A 16,980-nucleotide genomic window follows, 5' to 3' on the forward strand; every position below is an offset into this window, starting at 1 on the left:
GCCCTATGGCTGCGGTGATTGCGCTGGAGCACACTCGGCTGGGGCCAGGTTATGTGGCTGCGGTGTTGCTGGCTTGGACGCGGGAAGTGATTCCCGGCACCTCCACTCGGCTCTTGCCCACCTGCACATGCCCTGGCTGCTGGGAAGACGATCCGCGCGGGGAACTGGAGCAGGTGCTCATCGCGTTGCCTCGCTGGGCGCGACCGTATCTCTACAGCCTGGTGCTTCCCGTCGACAGGAGCTTTCTCGCCCGTACGTCGCCGGATCCGCTCGCGTCACCGGATTGGCCATGGTGGCGACAGCGGCGGCGCCCGAACTTCTGGGAGGAGGCCGACTGACTATGGGCGTTCGTCCGAGGGGCCGGAGTACGGCCGGAGGGGTTATCTGCGTCGGCGCAGCATCGTCATGGCAAGCCAGATGACCGTGGGCAGGAGGAGCAGCAGCACCACGAGGCCAGTCGCGACGGCGAGCTCGGCGTCGCTCCATAGTCGGATTGCGGGATCATCGTTGTCCACCCTGTGACGCTATCGGCTACGAGCGTGGGCCGGAATATCCGTGCCCAGCGCGGCCCGAGCACGGCCGCGCGCGAGAACGGCCCTCAGGCCGCACGCGCAGCGTGCGGCCGAGCGCAGGGCCGCGTCGGCGGCGCGAAGCGCCGCCGCCTTGATCTCCTATGAGAACAATTCGGCAATGCTCGGCGTGGCCTGGTGGTAGAACGCTCGGTGTGGCAGAGCGACGGGATCGGCTGAGGGCGCTGGGCGAGTTGCTGCGGCGGCTGCGCAAGGACGTGGGTCTGACCGGTAAGGATCTCGCGCAGCGGGCACAGGTGGCGCAACCTACGATCTCTCGGATCGAGACAGGCCAGCTCCTCCCTACGCCCGAGACCGTTGAGCGGCTGGTCTCCGCGCTAGGTCTCGATGAGGCGGGTCGGGCCGAGTTGGACGCGCTCCTCGTACGGCTCCGCGATGAGGTGTCTCGCTTGAAGGGCGGCCTTGCCGGCCGGGAAGCAGCCAACGCCGCTCGGGTCCGGGCGGGGCGACGATTGGTGTCCTTCCAGTCCGCCATGATCCCAGCCCTCTTGCAGACCGCCGAATACGCGCGGCTGGCGCTTGCGGTTGGTCGTAATGTCGACGAGGGCGATGCGGCCAAGGCTGCGGCAGTGCGCGTGGAGTCGCAATCGGTGCTGTTCGACTCGGCCCGAGAGTTCTCGTTCCTGTTGACCGAGGGTGCGGTGCGCACATGGCCGGGGCCACCGTTGTTGATGTTGGCTCAGCTTGACCGGCTGGCCATGGTGGCCACACTGTCGCACGTGACCCTTGGTGTCGTGCCTTGGTCTGTTCAGGTGCCGGCGTTCCCGCTGCATGGGTTCACGATCTACGACGGCTCGGTAAGCGTGGTCGAAGGCTTCACGGGTGATCTCAGCCTCAGCGAGGACGAGGAACTGGCCACGCACATGGAGACCTTCGAGGCGTTCGCGACTGTGGCGGTGTACGGCGATGCGCTGCGCCGCCTGCTCGGGTCGGTGGCCGACGACTATCGGGAGCTGTCGAGTCGTCTGAAGCAGTGAGTGGCGCATTTATGCGTCGAATAACTTGAGGTGTGTCCAGGCTCGTGCATACGCTGGCGCTATCCGATGTATAGCCCCCTAGACGACGGAGCCCGCTATGTCGGCCTGGCGCTTCTCCCGCTACTTCCTCGGTTCCGCTCCCTCCATCACCGAGGCGCGACGCTTCGTGGCTGCGCTCCTGCGGGATTGGCCCACAGCCGATGAGGCGGAGCTCATCGTCAGCGAGCTGGCCACCAACGCGATCCGCCACTCCGCCAGTGGTCGCTTTGGGGGACGGTTCCTGGTGAGCGTCCAAGCCCATACGGATCGCCTCTGGCTCGGCGTTCTCGATGAGGGCGGACCTTCCTCACCCAGAGTTTTCCGGCCATGCCCGGAGGGCGAAGGCGGGCGTGGCCTGCTGCTCGTCGCCAGCCTGGCGATCGACTGGGGTGTATGGGGCGACGAACACGGTCGGACGGTGTGGGCCGTGCTGAACGCAGGATCGCAGGCGGCGTCATGCATATGACCCGTTGCCTGTCTCCTCATGTTCCTCCGCCGCAGCCATCATGTGTGAAGCTCGACTGGTGCCCCGCGCGTACGGGCGAACGGCGTCGGACGGTCGCCTGGACGTGCGACTGCCGGGACGTCTACTACGAACTGTGCGAATCTGGTGGCCTGGGCTTCATTCGGCGCGTCGCCAAGGAACGGCGGCGAATCGTCGTCGAGACTCATCGGGTACGGGTCGGCGAAGCGCAGGCCTTGTGGGCTGCGCTACTTTCGGGCATGGCTCGATGAGTCCGCGAGGCGTCCCCAATCGGCGGTCTTCGATTCGTGCAGTTAGCTCAAAAAGCGGCGAACCGATCGAAATCGTACTGTCAAGGGGGATAGACGGCATACTGTCTAGGGGCCTAGACTCGCCCTCAGTGATCAGAGGGGGATCCATGCCGCCGGGTAACGTCGAGCGCATTGCCGCGATAGAAGACCCGTTCCAACTGCTGCGGGTCGCCACGGAGCGTCTCAACGCTGCTCAGCAGGAGGTCGGCGAGCTCTCACGGCTACGGCGAAGGGTGATCCAAGAACTGCATGCCCAAGGGCTCTCATACGCACAGATCGCTAAGGAAGCCGGCCTCACGAGGGGGCGGATTCACCAGATTCGGCACACCGGTCCGGCCCCCGAAGGCGCCTTCCTTGGCACAGGCACGATCACCCTGGTTACGCCGCTCAAGCGTGAAGCCACCAACGCCCGGCCTGTGGTCGCGATGGAGGACGTCACCGCGGCCAAGCGGCTGGAGGACCTTGCCCGCGGGTTCGACCTGCCGGTGGAGTTGGAGCACGTCCCGCTCGGCGGAGAGATCGACATCAACCGGTCGAACCTCATTGTGATCTGCGGTCCCAGACTCTCGACCGTCATGGGCGCGTTGTACGAGTCGGATCCTGTTCTGGAGTGGGTCAAGGACGACGTGTGGACGTTGCGTGACAGCCGTACTGGCATGGTCTACCGCTCCGGCTCGGACAGCGAACCGCCTCGGGCCGTGGATTACGCCTACCTCGGACGGCTCGGGCGTCCGGACGGCAACGGCAATCTCCTGGTGTTCACCGGCATCCATCCTCAAGGCACGCTCGGCGTGGTGCAGCTCCTCCAGACCGAGATCGCGACGCTGTGGGGGCAGGTAGGCGACAAGCGCTTCTCGACCGTCGTCGGAGTCGAATACGACCCAGCCACTGGGGAACCGGTGAAGGCGGAGCTTGCCGGTCCGCTGTACCGGCACGAGGAGGACTGAGACGTGCGGGTTACCTTCGCCACGGAGGCTGCACCCGGTCGGCCGAACGAGGATTTCGTTGCTGCGGCTCCTGATGTGGCCGTCCTCCTCGACGGCGCCGGCACACCGCCAGGCTCGGACTCCGGGTGCTCGCACGGCGTGGCCTGGTACTCCCGCACTCTCGGCTCCACCCTCCTGACCGCCATGTCGCAGAGCGCCGGCACCTTGGCCGAATTGCTGTCCGTAGGGATCAAGTCGGTCTCGTCGCTCCATGACGGGACCTGCGATCTGGCGCACCCCGGATCACCCTCGGCCACGGTGATCATGCTGCGCCGTGTCAACGACACCCTGGAGTGGCTGGTCCTGGCCGACTCCGTGCTCCTCTTGGACGTCGTTGAGGCGGCAGAACCCGTGGTCGTCTACGATGATCGCGAGGCCCAGGTCGGGGCGCTACATCGCGCCGAAATGGACTCTTTCGCCTCCGGTAGTGACGAACATGTCTCTGCTCACCGGCGCTATGTCGAGACGTTGCGCTCGTACCGGAACCGTGACGGGGGCTTCTGGGTGGCTGCCACCGATCCTTTCGCGGCCGACCAGGCATTGATCGGCAGCATGCCCGCCGACCAGATCCGAGCTGCTGCGCTCCTCAGCGACGGCGCGTCTCGCCTCGTCGACCGCTTCCACCTGAGTACCTGGCGCCACGTCCTCGACACCCTTGATGAGTCCGGCCCGGACGATGTCCTCCGTCAGGTCCGTGCAGCCGAGCAGTCGGATCCGCAGGGCACCCGCTGGCCGCGGGGCAAGACCTTCGACGACGCCACCGCGCTCTACTTCCAGCTCTGAGGCTTACTCCACCCACCACCAGCCATTCCCCAGGTCGCGGATCGCTCTGCCCGCGTCTCCCTCGGCGGTCTGGATCAGGAAGTCGTTGTTGGGCGGGCTCGGAAAGTAGGCGATGCCTGATCCGTTCTCTGATCTCCATTCATCCAGGTAGATCGGCAAATACAGTCCGTGCTCCTGCGCCTGGACGTCTCCGTCGACCGATAGGTACTTCATCCACCAGGGCGGGTCGAGAGGTCTCCCCTCCCGATAGGCGGCAGCAAGCTCGGCGAAGCTTGCCTGGTGGAGCTGCAGCGTGCTGTCGATGAACGTGGTTCGCCAATCGACTCTCCAGATGACCGCCCCAAGGGTCACGGCGATGAGCAACGCGATGGCTGCTCGCGCGTATGCCTGGAGCGAGAGGTACGAGATGACCGTGGTGAAGGTCCAGAGACCTGCCCACAGCCAGGCAAAAGTGATGACAAGCGGCGTGAACAACCAGAACTGCCTGTAGAGCGGGATCTGCAGATAGCTGGCGGCGACCAGGACGATCCATCCACACGTTGCCATCAGGACAGTCCACTTGGACCAACGGGCGGACCTCAGGGGAGACACCTGCACAGGGGGAGTGTCCTGGCTAATGCTCTTGAGCCGCTACAGAGCAAGCAGGAGTTTTACGAGCTTTGCACCACTTCTCCATATCCGACCGACGACTCCCATACACAAATCGACGTCGATGTTTACCCCCCTAGACGGTTGGGGCAGGCTCCGGTTATCGTCCTCCGTATAGCCCCCTAGACAGCACTTAAGGCGAAACGGTCGCAACTGTCTAGGGGGATAGACAAGGGAGGTGGTGGACGATGGCACTTCAGGGACCGATCCCTGTGACGTTCGAGATGGTCTTCCCGCACGGCTGCTACATCGTCGGGGAGGTCGAGCCGGTCAAAGACTTCGACGCCTCGACCAATGGGCGGTTCGTGCAGGCGCGGGACAAGCAGGCCGGTGAGCTGGTCTGGCAGGTCACCGTCATGGACGCGGACCCGACGCTCAAGGCCGCGCAGAAGACCGTTGCGGTGAAGATCCTCAGCCCGGTGCAGCCTGTTTCCCCGGCGCCCATGCCGGGGCTGCCGTTCACGCCGGTTGAGTTCGACCAGATGACGGTCACGCCGTACGTGAACGGCAACGGCAGGCTCGCTTACTCCATCCGCGTTCGAGAAATGCGGGCTCCTCGGCCGATCGGCAAGCCCAGCCCTGCCAAGGACGCGGCGTGATGGGGCGGCGCGGGCAAGCTCGGCCGACCGGCGTGATCACTCTCAACACCGGTTCCGGGGCGGTCGCCGAGAACCACGCCTACCAGCTCCGCACTCCGGTTCTGGCGCTGGTGTTCGGTCTGGTTCGGGTGCAAGTCACTACAGCTGCGTCGGACCGGGTCACGGCGGCTGAGGTGGAGTTCGCGCGGCAGCTCGCCAAGCAGACGCAGGACTTCGCGCGGTGTGTCGAGCGGATCCATCGGCGAGGGGTGACGGCGGCATGAGTGATCCACGCCCCTATACCTACGTGACGCTGTCGATGGAGCCGCAGGCCACTCCTCGTCTCAACGTCGCCTTCTACACGGCCGACCTCCGGGTGCGCGCCGGCCTGCTGGGCAACCCGCGGCCGTACCTGGAGATCTCCTCCGACGAGGGGACTGTGTCGATCTCGACCACTGGCGGCGGCCACGTGACTGACGCGGATCTGAACACCGCGCGGCAGTTCTTCAACGCCGCCGCTCGCTACCTCGCCGACTGCGAGCGGCTGCACAACGAACAGTCGGCCAAGGCCGCCACGGATGCGGCCTGACATGCAAGCGGGGCCGCAGGAAGCGGCAACTTCCGGCGGCCCCTCGGTCTTCCACACACACCAGATGCTTGGAAGGACTCCAGCCTAATGTTCAAGAAGATGCCCGGCGAAGAGCCGCATCGCATCGTCTCCACCACGCCGGACACTGCCGTCGTGTTCAGACCGGCCGTCGTCAGGACGCCCGCGATCGTCACGCTCGTCATCTTCGGATCGCGGGCCGTCGCGAGCCTGATCCGCTCGGTGTGGCGGCATCCGGTCGCCGTGCTGGTCGCGGCTGTCCCCTGCGTGCTGTCCGTTCTGTACGGATGGCGCGTCGCTCTGCTCCTCGTTCTGCCCGTACTCGCAGGGCTCGTCTCCTGGGCCATGGTCGACCGGTCCAGCTTCGCCCGGTGGATGGGCTGGCGATTGCTGGCCTGGTGGCGGCTGGTGTGGGTCTACCGGCGGCACTGGCAACCGGTGATGGTCATCTCCGGTCTCGGCAAGCACGTCCACGGGCGCGACTACCTGCCCAAGCTGGGCAAGGTCTCCTGTACCTCGTGGGCGGACCTGGTCACCGTTCGCATGCTCAACGGGCAGGCGGTCAAGGACTGGGCCGATCGGACCGACAATCTCGCTCGGGGCTTCGGCGCGAGTTCGTGCCGGGTGTCGGTCCTCAAGGGTGGGCGGCTGCGCCTCACCTTCCCTCGGTGTGATCCGCTCGCAGTTCCTCTGCCCGCCGTACCGATCCCGGAGACACCCACGGTCGGTCCTATCGAGGTCGGTAAGCAGGAGGACGGGCGGCCGTGGCTCCTCAAGGTGCACGGCACTCACGTCCTGGTCGCGGGCGCCACCGGGGCTGGTAAGGGCTCGATCATCTGGTCCACGATCCGCGGGCTCCTCCCGGCTGTCAGGGCGGGGCTTGTCGCGATCTGGGCGCTCGATCCCAAGTTGATGGAGCTGTCCTTCGGACGGGCTCTCTTCGGGGCACGCTACGCCGCTGATCCGGCCGACTGCGCCGACCTGCTGGACGACGCGGTCAAGGTCATGCAGGCCCGCGCCGCGCGCTTCGCCGGCCACCAGCGATCCCACACGCCGACCGTCGACGATCCCTTCGTCCTGGTGCTCGTCGACGAGGTGGCCTTCCTCACCGCGTACCAATCCGACAAGGAGCTGCGGCGCCGCATCTCCGCTGCTCTGGCAACGCTCACCACTCAAGGGCGTGCCGTCGGGGTCGGGGTCATGGCGGCGCTGCAGGACCCGCGCAAGGAGGTCATGAACATCCGGAACCTGTTCCCGGACAAGATTGCGCTTCGCCTCGACGAGTCTGAACAGGTGGACATGGTCCTCGGTGATGGTGCGCGGGACCGTGGGGCGCTGGCCGACCAGATCTCCCCTCGGCCGGAGCTGGGCGCTGGGGTCGGCTACGTCCGGCTGGAGACCTCGCCCGACCCGATTCGGGTCCGCGCGACCTACGTCTCCGACGACGACATCCGCGACATGGTCGGCGACTTCGCCGGTGAGGTCGCATGACGCTCGCTCACTTCCTCGACGGCCTGCGCTGCGCCGACTGCGGTGCCCTCAATGTCCTGCGGCTCGACCCGGTCCGCGCCCTGGTCGAGTGCACCGAGTGCAGCAGCTTTGCGCTCGTTGTCCCCGAGATCGGAAAGGAGGTCCGTTGAACAGTCCACACCGGCCAACGGAGATCCGGGGAGAAGCGGTGGTCTCGATCTCCCACCGCTCCACTCCTCGCGCGCTCCGCATGGCTCAACCGCTCGCGCGTGAAGTCGCCGAAGAAGTCGCCAAGCTCAACGGTGTCTGCGTCAGGCCGGTCGCGCTTCGGCGGCTAGACGTGATCACCGGCAAGGAAGAAATCATCGATGTCCCGTGCGGAGCGCCGCTGGAGAGCAAGTGTCCTTCTTGCGCCAAGCGCAACAGGCAGCTCCGGATGGCGCAGTGCCGGGAAGGCTGGCATCTCGCCGAAGAGCCTGTCATAACTCCGGATGCTGCCACCGAGGAACAGCGCTGGCTTATCGCGTTCCGCGCGGACATGCAGGCCCGGCGCGATGCGGCGGCTGGTGCCGGCGAGGAGGCCTCCGACTGGGACGCGCTTCTCGCCGGCCTCGATGAGGAGATCAACGCCGCGGGAATGCGTGGTCACGTGCTCGGCCGGACGGCGTCCAAGCGGGTCCGCTCGACCAGACGGCGGCAGGATGCACCTGACCTTCCCAAGCGCAAGATGGCCAACACGACGCTCGGGCGGACCTTCGAGTCTTCGGATGGAAGGGTCTACCGGCCCTCCCTCTTCGTCACGCTCACTCTTCCCTCGTACGGCAGGATTCGTGACGGCGTGCCGGTCGATCCCGAGAGCTACGACTACGCACGCGCGGCCCGTGACGCGCTGCACTTCTCCAAGATCGTGGATCGGTTCGTGCAGAATCTTCGCCGCGTGGCCGGGTACGACGTGCAGTACTTCGCCACTGTGGAACCACAGAAGCGGCTTGCGCCCCATCTTCACATGGCGATCCGGGGGACCCTGCCACGTGCAGAGGTCAAGCAGATCGTGGCGGCGACTTATCACCAGGTGTGGTGGCCGTCCTGCGATCGAGTCCGCTTCGAGGGGCGAGCAACTGCCCATTTGGCAAGAAGGCGTCGGCTACGTCGCTCCCGACACCGGCGAGGTGTTGCCGACCTGGGACCAGGCCCTCGACAAGCTCGACCAGGACGACACGGCCGAACCACTGCATGTGGTCCGCTTCGGTGACCAGGTCGACGTCAAGGGCATCCTCGCCGGGACTCCAGACGCCGACCAGTGCATCCGCTACCTGTCCAAGTACCTGACCAAGAGCCTCGGCGAAAACCTCGACGGCCGTGCTCAGCGCGAACATGCGGCCCGCTTCGTGGATGCCCTGCGTTACGAACCCTGCTCGCCGACCTGCCCGAACTGGCTGCGGTACGGAGTGCAGCCCAAGAGCGCCAAGGCTGGCATGGCTCCTGGCCGATGCCGCGCCAAGGCACACAAGCCCGAACACCTCGGCTACGCGGGCCGCCGTGTCCTCGTGTCTCGGAAGTGGTCCAACAAGACCCTCGCCGAACACAAGCAGGACCGCCGCACCTGGGTCCTGGAAGCGCTCGGGCAGACCGACGAGCCGACGGACCCGCACCGTTACGTCTGGCGGCCAGTCAAGCCTGGTGATCCGGAACTCGCCCCGATCGGCGTCCGGCTGCTGCGGAGCGTCGCCGAACGCCAGCGCTGGCGTGCTCACCTGCGGGAGCTGGAAGCCAGAGCCAACGGACAAGATCTTTCGGCAACTGGAGAGGAGGCAGCGTAGTGGACAAGCTTCTGAACGTGGAGGAGGCGGCGGAACTCCTAAACACCTCCCCTCGCTTCGTCCGGCGACTGATCGCCGAACGTCGCATCGAGTTCGTCAAGCTCGGCCGACCGGTGCGCATCCGCGAGTCCGCCCTGATCGCGTACGTCGTCGCCGGCACCGTCGCACCCATGCACGCGACCGACGCCGTCCCAGCACCGGGGAGGGCCGCCTGATGCCAAACAAGGACGGCCATCGGCGTTTCGGCAATATCCGCAAGCTTCCCTCGGGCCGGTTCCAGATCCGCTATCCCGGGCCGGACGGACGACTGCACACCGGAGCGACGACGTACGCCACCAAGACGGACGCTGACCGAGCTCTCACGCTCATCGAGGCTCAGATGATCTCGGGGGAGTGGACGGACCCGGATCGCGGCAAGATCCAGCTCGCCGACTACGCCCGTGCCTGGATCAAAGAACGTCCAGGCCTGCGGCCGAAGACGGTGGAGCTCTACACCTGGCTGCTCGAACGCCATATCGTTCCGACGCTCGGCGAGGTCGCGGTCGGCAAGCTGTCTGCCCAGATGATCCGCACCTGGCGCTCAGATCTTCTCGGCAACGGCGTGTCGGTCTCGACTGCGGCCAAGGCTTATCGCCTGCTGCGGGCGGTGCTAATGACGGCCGTTGAAGAGGACAAGCTGATTGCCCGGAACCCATGCCGGATCAAGGGCGCCGACAACGAGCACACACCCGAGCGGCCTGTCCTCACCGTCGCCCAAGTCTTCGAGCTGGCGGACCGGATGGCCGACCGACGATTCAAAGCTCTGGTGCTGCTGGCGACCTTCGCAAGCCTGCGTTGGGGAGAGGTGATCGCGCTGCGCCGTAGCAGCATCGACCTCGACGCGCCGACGGTGCAGGTTCGCGAACAGCTCGTCGAGCTCGACGGCGGCGAGATGCGTCTGAGCCCGCCCAAGTCCCGGGCCGGCAAGCGCACAATCAGCATCCCCTCGGCCATCATCCCAGCTCTGACCGAACATCTCGCCGCCTACGTCGACCAGGCCGATGACGCCTTCGTCTTCCTCGGCAAGCGCGGGGCGTTCCTACGGGGCGGCAACTTCCGGCGCGAGGCGAAGTGGGCGGACGCGCTCAAGGAGATGGGGCTTCAGGGCCTGCACTTCCACGATCTCCGGCACACTGGCAACACGCTTGCGGCTCAGTCCGGCGCGAGTCTGGCGGACCTCAAGGCCCGGATGGGGCATGACAGCGATCGAGCGGCGCTGATCTACCAGCACGCCACGCGCGACGCGGACCAGCGAATCGCCGACGCCCTGAGCGCCCGCGTGGCGGCCGAACAACAGAAGAGCGCCAAAGGCTAATGGCACGTTAATGGCACGAACGCCCCGCACCGAGATCGGTTGCGGGGCGTTTCACGAGGTGGAGCCTAGGAGATTCGAACTCCTGACTTCCTGCTTGCAAAGCAGGCGCTCTGCCAACTGAGCTAAGGCCCCTTCGACGAAGATAGCTTACCGGGCCGACGAAGCTATGTGCGTCGTGCCGAGGTCGTCGCTGAGCACCAAACTCGGGAAGTCGATGATCGAGTCCAGGATGTGGGTGGCGCCGCCCTTGAGGAGGCGTTCGCGGCTGTGGACGCCGGTCATCAGGCCGGCCACGATCGAGGCGCCGGCTCGTCGGCCGCACAGCATGTCGCTCTCCGAGTCGCCCACCACGGCCACGTTGCGAACGTCCTCCACGCCCAGGCGGAGCACGGCGTGCAGCACCATGTCGGGCCAGGGGCGGCCGCGGTCGCCGGCGTCTTCGGGGGAGATGGCCAGGTCGATCTTGTCGTGCCAGCCGAGCACGCCCAGGATGCGGCTCAGGGTGGTGCGGCTGAAGCCGGTGATCAAGGCGAGCTTGATGCCGGTGCCGCGGAGTTTGTCGAGGACCTCCATGACTCCGGGCATGGGAACGAGGCCTGCCCGCTCCAGTGCGCCCTCGTAGGAGCGCTCGAACGTCAGGTTCGCCGCTTGCGCCTGGGCCTCGTTACCGGGGAAGATCCCGCGGAAGACGTCGATCTTGGGACAGCCCCGGGACCGGTGCACGTGAACCATGGCACGTGCGTACGCACCGGTCCCGGGCACTATGCCCTGGGTCGCGATCGCCTCGGCGAAGGCGCGCTCGACCATGGCGATGTCACCGACCGTGGTGCCCGCAAGGTCCAGGCACACCAACTTGATGGGGACGATGTCACTCATCGCCTCGCCGGTCGGTTAGTTCTCGCTGCCGGTCGCCTCGGTCCAGAGATCGAGCTCTGCGCGGTCGGCCTGCACCTTGCGCCAGATCAGCAACCCCCCGAGGGCGATCAGCGCCAGAACGAGCAGCTTCTTCACGGTGTGACCCCACTTCTTCGACGGCCTCACCTGCCGGGGTGAGACCCAACGGTTGAAAGCAGCCTAGCAAGGGATGGCTGCGGTCCCTGTGTTGCGCACGGCCCAGATGTGCGGAATGTGCGAAGAGCAAATGTTCAAGCCCTCACCCACCATACCTGCCCGATCCTGCGTGACGTCCTGGTGGTAATTACTCCAAGTGACGATGTGTTCGGCCTCGCAATTCCGTATCGGACATAAAGGCATATATCGGACTAAAGTTGATGTATTGCCTATGGGCAGGGTGAGTGCTGCTCAAGAAGCTCTGAGCGAACAAGCAGCCGGAGCTGGATGTGGATCCGTACGTCAATACGAGTCGGGAAACATCTTGTGTACGGCATGGGGGTATCTGTGGAGGGTGATCTGACCAGCCGTCTGCTGACGGTCAACAGTGACGAGCCGATCGATGCGGCGCGGATTGTCGCTGCGGTGAAAGAAGCCGGGTACGAGCTGGCGGGCCGCCCATGAACACGGCCTCCAAACTCGGCGCCTACGTCTTGGGGTTGGCCGTTGTGTTCGGTGGCGCCCTGGGCGCGGGCAGCGCGGTCGGCCCCACGCCCGCGGAGGTCCCGGCGCACGTCGCGAACCATCCCGCCGTCACGCTGGCGAAGTCGCTGGCGGAAGGCGGCGGCGGCGAGAGCGGTGCCGGGCATGGTGGCCATCACGGCGGCACCACGCAGCAGGCCAAGGGCGATACCCCGGCAGGACTGCAGGTGTCGCAGAACGGCTACACCCTCAATCCGCTCACCACGCCCGTGACCGGGCAGCCGATGGACTTCACGTTCACCGTGATCGGTCCCGACTACAAGCCGGTCACCACCTACGAGGTCGAGCACGACAAGAAGATGCACTTCATCGTCGCCTCACGCGACCTGACGAGCTTCCAGCACGTGCACCCGGAGATGGCTCCCGACGGCACCTGGTCGGTCACGCTGACGCTCCCCAAGGCGGGCGCGTACCGGGCGTTCGCCGACTTCGTCCCCCAGGGCGGCGAGAAGCTCACGCTCGGCGTGGACCTGCAGGCCGCGGGCGACTTCCAGCCCGAGCCGCTCCCGCACGTCAGCAGGACGGCCATGGTCGACGACTACACCGTCAACCTCGCTGTGAACCTGGTCCCCGGTCAGTCCAGCAAGCTCACGCTCACGGTCAACAAGGACGGCAAGCCGGTCACGGATCTGCAGCCCTACCTCGGCGCGTACGGCCACCTGGTCGCGCTCCGCGCCGGCGACCTCGCCTACCTTCACGTGCATCCCGAGGACAGCGAAAAGGCCGGACCGGAGATCGTCTTCTACGCCGAGGTTCCCAGCACCGGCGACTACCGGTTGTTCCTCGACTTCCAGCACGACGACAAAGTGCGTACGGCGAGCTTCACGGCCACGGCGACCCTCGCGGACGGGCACATCCCGTCGGCCGACCACGGCCACATTCACTGACACGGCCACACTGACTGTGCGGACAGGGTGCGGAGAGGAGGGAGGTGATGCCCTCCCTCTGAGGAGTGAGCCGTGGAGCTCTCGATCGGCGGTATGAGATCGCGGGAGCCGCGATGGCTTACTCCAGCGTCTTCGTCGTCAGCAAAAGCCTGCGGTTGCGCCGCTTCGCGTGAGCGCCCATCTGACGGCCGGTGCCATCGCCGTGCCGGCCGTCACGAACATCGCGCCGAGCACCAGCCACCCGAGCGTCCCCCCGCCGAGTACGAGAGCGGTGAGCGCCACCGGCCCGAGCATCCTGGCCACGGCCACGCCGGTGCTGAAGAAGCCCTGGTACTGTCCCTGCCGATCGTCCGGAGCGAGCCCGAAGCTGATCTCCCAGGCGCCGGCGGCGAGCAGCATCTCGCCCACGACCAGCAGGGCAGCCGCCACCAGCAGGAACATCCACCCGTACGGGCTGAGCGCGAACACCACGCAGGCCGCGAGCATCACCAGCCCGGCCTGCCGCACCGATGAGGACGCGCTCCGCAGCCCCGTGACGCGGCGGGCCATCCGCACCTGGAAGAGCAGCACGCTGCCGGTGTTGATGAGGAGCAGAGCCGACACCACCCAGGAGGGCGCGGCGGTACGCTCGGCGATCCAGAGCGGTACGACGACGCTCAGCAGCGGCATGTAGAAGAGCAGCACCGCGTTGATCAGCGTGATGACGGCATAGGGACGGTCCCCGAGCACGGCCAGCTTCGGCCCTGTGGCGGGCATCGGCACGGGCCGCACGGCAGGCAGTCTGAGCAGCAGCGCCGCGGCCACGAGGAAGGTCACGGCATCCATCGCGAACAACGTCAGATACGCGGCCGGCGTGTCGAGCCACAACGCGAGCCCGCCGAGACCGGCTCCGACAGCCAGGCCGCCGTTCAGCGTGGCCTGCAGGGCCGCCCGCACCACGGTACGCTCCGCGGGCTCCACCAGTCCGGCGAGCAGGGCCTGGCGGGCGGCGGACAGGCCCGTCTGCGCCGTCCCGTACAAGCAGGCCACCAGCACGAACGGCGCGAACGACCGGACGAACATGAACGAGACCACCGCCACGGCCGTCGCGATCGCCAGCAGCACGGCGACGCCGCGCGGGCCGCGCCGGTCGGCCAGGTGGCCGAGCGGGACGCCGGCCAAGGTGCCGACGGCCCAGCCCAGCGTGAGCCCGAGGCCGATCTCGGCGGCCGGCAGCCCGACGATCCTGGCGAAGTAGAACGCGGAGGCGACGAGGTAGGCGCCGTCGCCGACGGAGTTAGCGAACTGGGCCTGAGCCAGGATGCGCGGCCCGTCCACAGTCTTCGGTCGCCGCCTGTGCACGGCCTTTCCCTCCCGCTCATGCACATTGACCGCCGACGCCGACGCCGACGCCGACGCCCGCGGCAGCGCCAAGCGCCTGATCACTTGTACGACTCCGGCGTCATCCGCGTGGCGACGCCCATCCGGTTCCAGGCGTTGATGGTGGCCACCGCCACCACGAGCGCGGCCAGTTCCGGCTCGGTGAAGTGCGCCGCCGCCCGCTCCCAGACCTCGTCCGTGACGTCGGAAGTGGAGAGCCTGGTGGCCGCCTCGGTGAAGGCCAGCGCGGCCCGTTCCTGGTCGGTGAAGAAGGGCGCTTCCCGCCACACCGCGACCGCGTGCAGGCGTGCGTCGCTCTCCCCGGCCTTCTTGGCGTCCGAGCTGTGCATGTCCACGCAGTAGACGCAGCCGTTGATCTGGCTGGCGCGCAGCCGCACCAGCTCCAGGAGGGGCTGGGGAAGGGTGCTGCCGGCGACGAACCTGTCCAGCCCGCCCATCGCCTTGTACGCCTCGCCGGCCAGCGATCCGAGATCCATTCGCTCTGTCATGCACCAATCTTCAAACGCAACTTGTCCCGAGATAAGCTCCAATCTTCAGCAAATTGATTGGGCCAAGATGGACTTCCACGTCACCCTCCGAGGCCGCGGTGACCTGGCCGCACAGGTCTACCGCCAGCTGCTGGACGCCATACTCGACGGCCGGTTGCGCTCGGGCGAGCGGCTGCCCCCGACCAGGGAGCTGGCCCGCCGGCTGGAGATCTCCAGGAACACGGTCGCCCTCGCCTACGACCGCCTCGTCGCCGACGGGTTCCTGGAGGGGAGGGCAGGCGCGGGCACGTTCGTGTCCGCCGAGCCGGTCCGCGGAAGGGCCGCGCCCAAGGGCGTCATCCGCCCCCGCGCGGTCTGGCAGGAGCTCGCCACACCTGCCTCCACGCCGGACGCCCCGTACGACTTCCGCGTCGGCGCGCCCGACCCCCGCCTGTTCCCGATGGAGACGTGGCGCCGGCTGGTGGCCCGCGAGTTGCGGGTCGGCGCCGCCACCTACGGCGATCCTTCAGGCTACGAGCCCCTAAGAGACGCTATTTCGCGGCATATCGGCATCAGCCGCTCCGTGCACGCCGCCGCCGGAGACGTGCTGATCACGAACGGCGCCCAGCAGGCGCTCGACCTCATCGGCCGCGTCCTGATCGAGCCGGGCGCCTGCGTGGCCGTCGAAGAGCCCGGTTACCCACCTGCCCGCCTGCTGTTCCGCTCGCTCGGCGCCCGCGTGGCCGGCGTCCCGGTCGACGCCGAGGGCATCGACGTCCAGGCCATCCCGAACGCCGCCCGCATCGTCTACGTCACCCCGTCCCACCAGTTCCCCCTGGGCACGCCCATGTCGATGGCCCGCCGCGCCGCCCTCCTGGCCTGGGCCGAGCGCCGCCGGGCGGTGGTGATCGAGGACGACTACGACAGCGAGTTCCGCTTCGGGGAGCGGCCCCTCGGACCCCTCCAAAGCCTCGACCGGGCCGGCCGCGTGATCTACGTGGGCTCGTTCTCCAAGACCCTGCTCCCCATGCTCAGACTCGGCTTCCTCGTCGCCCCCGCCTCCCTCGCCCCGGCACTGCGGACGGCGAGGCAGCTGAGCGACTGGCACGGCGAGCTCCCCACCCAGGCGGCGCTGGCCCGGTTAATCGACGAAGGGCTTCTGGCCAGGCACATCAGGAAGGCCACCCGCGAGTACGCCGCCAGACACGCCGTGATCGCGGAAATGCTCGCCGAGGACGACCGCCTGCACCCGGTCCCGTCCACCGCGGGCCTGCACCTGTGCGCCCGCCTCGCGCCCGGCGTGTCCGTACGCCCCGCGCCCGGCCTCGCGCTGGAGCGGCTGGAGTCGTACTGCGGCGAGACCCCGGCGCAGCCGGGCCTGGTCCTCGGCTACGGCGCGATCGGCAAGGACCGCATCCCGGAAGGGCTGCGCCTGCTGAAGAGATCGCTACGGATGTCGGCGGCTCCAGAAGCGGCGCGTTCGCTCTCCTGACACGTCCGGGTCGTCGGGCGCCGACGGCTGCTGCACGATCACGACCGTCGTCCGCGCGTGCCGGGCGCAGTACATGCTGGTGGACGGCAGGAAGATCCGGCTGAGCAGCCCGCGCCGCCCCCGGCCGAGCACCAGCAGATCGCCCTCCCGCGCCAGGTCCACGAGGTGATAGCCGGGATCGCCGACCCGGGCGACCACGGCCGTCCTGAGATCGTCGGGCACCCCGCCCGCCACGTCGTCGAAGGCCGCCCCGACCACCTCGGCGCAGCGTGCCTCCTCACCCACCCTGACGGCGTGCTGCACGGGCAGCGCCTCGGGGAAGGGATGGACGGGCGCGCGGCTGACGTGCACGGCGACCAGGGCCATCCGGTGCAGCCTGGCTACTCCGATGGCCCAGGCCAGCGCCCAACGCGAGGCCGGGGACTCGTCCACCCCCACGATCAGCCTCGCACCGCCGGGCAGATCCTGTTCCACGGTGCCTCCTGTTAAGAAGTACGACCATAGTGCGCCTTCCGGCTGGTTACCGGGAGGTGGC

Annotated in this window: 21 protein-coding genes, 1 tRNA gene and 1 pseudogene; 15 read left to right on the forward strand and 8 right to left on the reverse strand. The window is 67.3% G+C overall.

Features of this window, described 5'->3' with window-relative positions; translation table 11 throughout:
• Nucleotides 1-380: 380 nt before the first annotated feature.
• Nucleotides 381-515: a hypothetical protein gene (locus tag EDD27_RS58095; protein ID WP_277750797.1), complete on the reverse strand. Its 135-nt coding sequence runs from the start codon at nucleotides 513-515 to the stop codon at nucleotides 381-383.
• Between the two features lie 209 nt (nucleotides 516-724).
• On the opposite strand from EDD27_RS58095, the gene EDD27_RS43875 reads away from it, so the two are divergent.
• The 4 genes from EDD27_RS43875 (at nucleotide 725) to EDD27_RS43890 (ending at nucleotide 4,149) form a co-directional block, all read left to right on the forward strand.
• Nucleotides 725-1,567, forward strand: coding sequence for a helix-turn-helix domain-containing protein (locus EDD27_RS43875; RefSeq protein WP_164904056.1), 843 nt, complete (start codon nucleotides 725-727; stop codon nucleotides 1,565-1,567).
• A 97-nt stretch (nucleotides 1,568-1,664) separates the two neighbouring features.
• Nucleotides 1,665-2,072 carry an ATP-binding protein gene (locus EDD27_RS43880; protein WP_127938012.1) on the forward strand — a complete coding sequence of 136 codons (408 nt, stop codon included), beginning with the start codon at nucleotides 1,665-1,667 and terminating at the stop codon, nucleotides 2,070-2,072.
• A gap of 415 nt (nucleotides 2,073-2,487) precedes the next feature.
• Nucleotides 2,488-3,327, forward strand: coding sequence for a sigma factor-like helix-turn-helix DNA-binding protein (locus tag EDD27_RS43885; protein WP_127938014.1), 840 nt, complete (start codon nucleotides 2,488-2,490; stop codon nucleotides 3,325-3,327).
• A gap of 3 nt (nucleotides 3,328-3,330) precedes the next feature.
• Nucleotides 3,331-4,149 (forward strand): protein phosphatase 2C domain-containing protein, encoded by an 819-nt coding sequence (locus tag EDD27_RS43890; protein WP_127938016.1) that lies wholly within the window; start codon nucleotides 3,331-3,333, stop codon nucleotides 4,147-4,149.
• A 3-nt stretch (nucleotides 4,150-4,152) separates the two neighbouring features.
• On the opposite strand, the gene EDD27_RS43895 is transcribed toward EDD27_RS43890, so the two are convergent.
• Nucleotides 4,153-4,746 carry a hypothetical protein gene (locus tag EDD27_RS43895; protein ID WP_127938018.1) on the reverse strand — a complete coding sequence of 198 codons (594 nt, stop codon included), beginning with the start codon at nucleotides 4,744-4,746 and terminating at the stop codon, nucleotides 4,153-4,155.
• A 239-nt stretch (nucleotides 4,747-4,985) separates the two neighbouring features.
• On the opposite strand from EDD27_RS43895, the gene EDD27_RS43900 reads away from it, so the two are divergent.
• The 9 genes and pseudogenes from EDD27_RS43900 (at nucleotide 4,986) to EDD27_RS43930 (ending at nucleotide 10,626) form a co-directional block, all read left to right on the forward strand.
• Nucleotides 4,986-5,396 (forward strand): plasmid replication, integration and excision activator, encoded by a 411-nt coding sequence (locus tag EDD27_RS43900; RefSeq protein ID WP_127938020.1) that lies wholly within the window; start codon nucleotides 4,986-4,988, stop codon nucleotides 5,394-5,396.
• On the forward strand, nucleotides 5,393-5,659 hold the full coding sequence (locus EDD27_RS43905) for a hypothetical protein (protein WP_127938022.1): 267 nt from the start codon (nucleotides 5,393-5,395) through the stop codon (nucleotides 5,657-5,659). Before EDD27_RS43900 ends, EDD27_RS43905 begins: the two co-directional genes overlap by 4 nt.
• Nucleotides 5,656-5,964 carry a hypothetical protein gene (locus EDD27_RS43910; protein WP_127938024.1) on the forward strand — a complete coding sequence of 103 codons (309 nt, stop codon included), beginning with the start codon at nucleotides 5,656-5,658 and terminating at the stop codon, nucleotides 5,962-5,964. Before EDD27_RS43905 ends, EDD27_RS43910 begins: the two co-directional genes overlap by 4 nt.
• An 87-nt stretch (nucleotides 5,965-6,051) precedes the next feature.
• A complete protein-coding gene (locus EDD27_RS43915; RefSeq protein WP_127938026.1) occupies nucleotides 6,052-7,473 on the forward strand; it encodes an FtsK/SpoIIIE domain-containing protein in 1,422 nt (473 codons plus the stop codon).
• Nucleotides 7,470-7,622 (forward strand): hypothetical protein, encoded by a 153-nt coding sequence (locus EDD27_RS54975; RefSeq protein ID WP_164904057.1) that lies wholly within the window; start codon nucleotides 7,470-7,472, stop codon nucleotides 7,620-7,622. The genes EDD27_RS43915 and EDD27_RS54975 overlap by 4 nt, the downstream gene beginning before the upstream one ends.
• Before the next feature lie 80 nt (nucleotides 7,623-7,702).
• Nucleotides 7,703-8,476 (forward strand): annotated as a pseudogene (locus tag EDD27_RS58460) (replication initiator); the annotation flags it as partial.
• Nucleotides 8,477-8,483: 7 nt separating this feature from the next.
• Nucleotides 8,484-9,272, forward strand: coding sequence for a replication initiator (locus EDD27_RS58465; RefSeq protein WP_338324693.1), 789 nt, complete (start codon nucleotides 8,484-8,486; stop codon nucleotides 9,270-9,272).
• A complete protein-coding gene (locus EDD27_RS43925) occupies nucleotides 9,272-9,487 on the forward strand; it encodes a helix-turn-helix domain-containing protein (RefSeq protein ID WP_127938028.1) in 216 nt (71 codons plus the stop codon). Before EDD27_RS58465 ends, EDD27_RS43925 begins: the two co-directional genes overlap by 1 nt.
• Nucleotides 9,487-10,626: a tyrosine-type recombinase/integrase gene (locus EDD27_RS43930; RefSeq protein ID WP_127938030.1), complete on the forward strand. Its 1,140-nt coding sequence runs from the start codon at nucleotides 9,487-9,489 to the stop codon at nucleotides 10,624-10,626. The genes EDD27_RS43925 and EDD27_RS43930 overlap by 1 nt, the downstream gene beginning before the upstream one ends.
• 59 nt (nucleotides 10,627-10,685) lie before the next feature.
• Here the strand turns inward: EDD27_RS43930 and EDD27_RS43935 are convergent.
• From EDD27_RS43935 to EDD27_RS57370, 3 genes are all read right to left on the reverse strand, one after another.
• Nucleotides 10,686-10,758: transfer RNA gene (locus EDD27_RS43935), tRNA-Ala, on the reverse strand.
• Nucleotides 10,759-10,773: 15 nt separating this feature from the next.
• Nucleotides 10,774-11,502 (reverse strand): HAD-IA family hydrolase, encoded by a 729-nt coding sequence (locus EDD27_RS43940; protein WP_127938032.1) that lies wholly within the window; start codon nucleotides 11,500-11,502, stop codon nucleotides 10,774-10,776.
• 15 nt (nucleotides 11,503-11,517) lie between these two features.
• Nucleotides 11,518-11,637, reverse strand: a complete 120-nt coding sequence (locus EDD27_RS57370) for a DLW-39 family protein (protein ID WP_020542320.1) — start codon at nucleotides 11,635-11,637, stop codon at nucleotides 11,518-11,520.
• A 500-nt stretch (nucleotides 11,638-12,137) separates the two neighbouring features.
• Here EDD27_RS57370 and EDD27_RS43950 point away from each other — a divergent pair, with 500 nt between their 5' ends.
• Entirely contained in the window at nucleotides 12,138-13,106 is a 969-nt protein-coding gene (locus EDD27_RS43950; RefSeq protein ID WP_127938041.1) for a hypothetical protein, read from the forward strand.
• A 138-nt stretch (nucleotides 13,107-13,244) separates the two neighbouring features.
• Here the strand turns inward: EDD27_RS43950 and EDD27_RS43955 are convergent, their stop codons facing one another.
• Together EDD27_RS43955 and EDD27_RS43960 are read right to left on the reverse strand one after the other, a co-directional pair.
• Nucleotides 13,245-14,447: an MFS transporter gene (locus tag EDD27_RS43955; RefSeq protein ID WP_127938043.1), complete on the reverse strand. Its 1,203-nt coding sequence runs from the start codon at nucleotides 14,445-14,447 to the stop codon at nucleotides 13,245-13,247.
• Nucleotides 14,448-14,527: 80 nt separating this feature from the next.
• A complete protein-coding gene (locus EDD27_RS43960; RefSeq protein WP_127938045.1) occupies nucleotides 14,528-14,974 on the reverse strand; it encodes a carboxymuconolactone decarboxylase family protein in 447 nt (148 codons plus the stop codon).
• A gap of 67 nt (nucleotides 14,975-15,041) precedes the next feature.
• Here EDD27_RS43960 and pdxR point away from each other — a divergent pair, with 67 nt between their 5' ends.
• Entirely contained in the window at nucleotides 15,042-16,445 is a 1,404-nt protein-coding gene (gene pdxR, locus EDD27_RS43965) for a MocR-like pyridoxine biosynthesis transcription factor PdxR (protein WP_127938047.1), read from the forward strand.
• Here pdxR and EDD27_RS43970 read toward each other — a convergent pair.
• Nucleotides 16,401-16,919: a universal stress protein gene (locus EDD27_RS43970; protein ID WP_127938049.1), complete on the reverse strand. Its 519-nt coding sequence runs from the start codon at nucleotides 16,917-16,919 to the stop codon at nucleotides 16,401-16,403. The genes pdxR and EDD27_RS43970 overlap by 45 nt on opposite strands.
• Nucleotides 16,920-16,980: the final 61 nt, after the last annotated feature.

This window comes from Nonomuraea polychroma (genome assembly GCF_004011505.1).
Lineage (GTDB): Bacteria > Actinomycetota > Actinomycetes > Streptosporangiales > Streptosporangiaceae > Nonomuraea > Nonomuraea polychroma.

Bases quoted from the DNA above. Each gene is read 5' to 3' on its own strand.
- EDD27_RS43880 (WP_127938012.1), top strand. From the start codon at position 1,665: ATGTCGGCCTGGCGCTTCTCCCGCTACTTCCTCGGTTCCGCTCCCTCC.
- EDD27_RS43885 (WP_127938014.1), top strand. From the start codon at position 2,488: ATGCCGCCGGGTAACGTCGAGCGCATTGCCGCGATAGAAGACCCGTTC.
- EDD27_RS43900 (WP_127938020.1), top strand. From the start codon at position 4,986: ATGGCACTTCAGGGACCGATCCCTGTGACGTTCGAGATGGTCTTCCCG.
- EDD27_RS43910 (WP_127938024.1), top strand. From the start codon at position 5,656: ATGAGTGATCCACGCCCCTATACCTACGTGACGCTGTCGATGGAGCCG.
- EDD27_RS43915 (WP_127938026.1), top strand. From the start codon at position 6,052: ATGTTCAAGAAGATGCCCGGCGAAGAGCCGCATCGCATCGTCTCCACC.
- EDD27_RS54975 (WP_164904057.1), top strand. From the start codon at position 7,470: ATGACGCTCGCTCACTTCCTCGACGGCCTGCGCTGCGCCGACTGCGGT.
- EDD27_RS43930 (WP_127938030.1), top strand. From the start codon at position 9,487: ATGCCAAACAAGGACGGCCATCGGCGTTTCGGCAATATCCGCAAGCTT.
- EDD27_RS43940 (WP_127938032.1), bottom strand. From the start codon at position 11,502: ATGAGTGACATCGTCCCCATCAAGTTGGTGTGCCTGGACCTTGCGGGC.
- EDD27_RS43950 (WP_127938041.1), top strand. From the start codon at position 12,138: ATGAACACGGCCTCCAAACTCGGCGCCTACGTCTTGGGGTTGGCCGTT.
- EDD27_RS43960 (WP_127938045.1), bottom strand. From the start codon at position 14,974: ATGACAGAGCGAATGGATCTCGGATCGCTGGCCGGCGAGGCGTACAAG.
- pdxR (WP_127938047.1), top strand. From the start codon at position 15,042: ATGGACTTCCACGTCACCCTCCGAGGCCGCGGTGACCTGGCCGCACAG.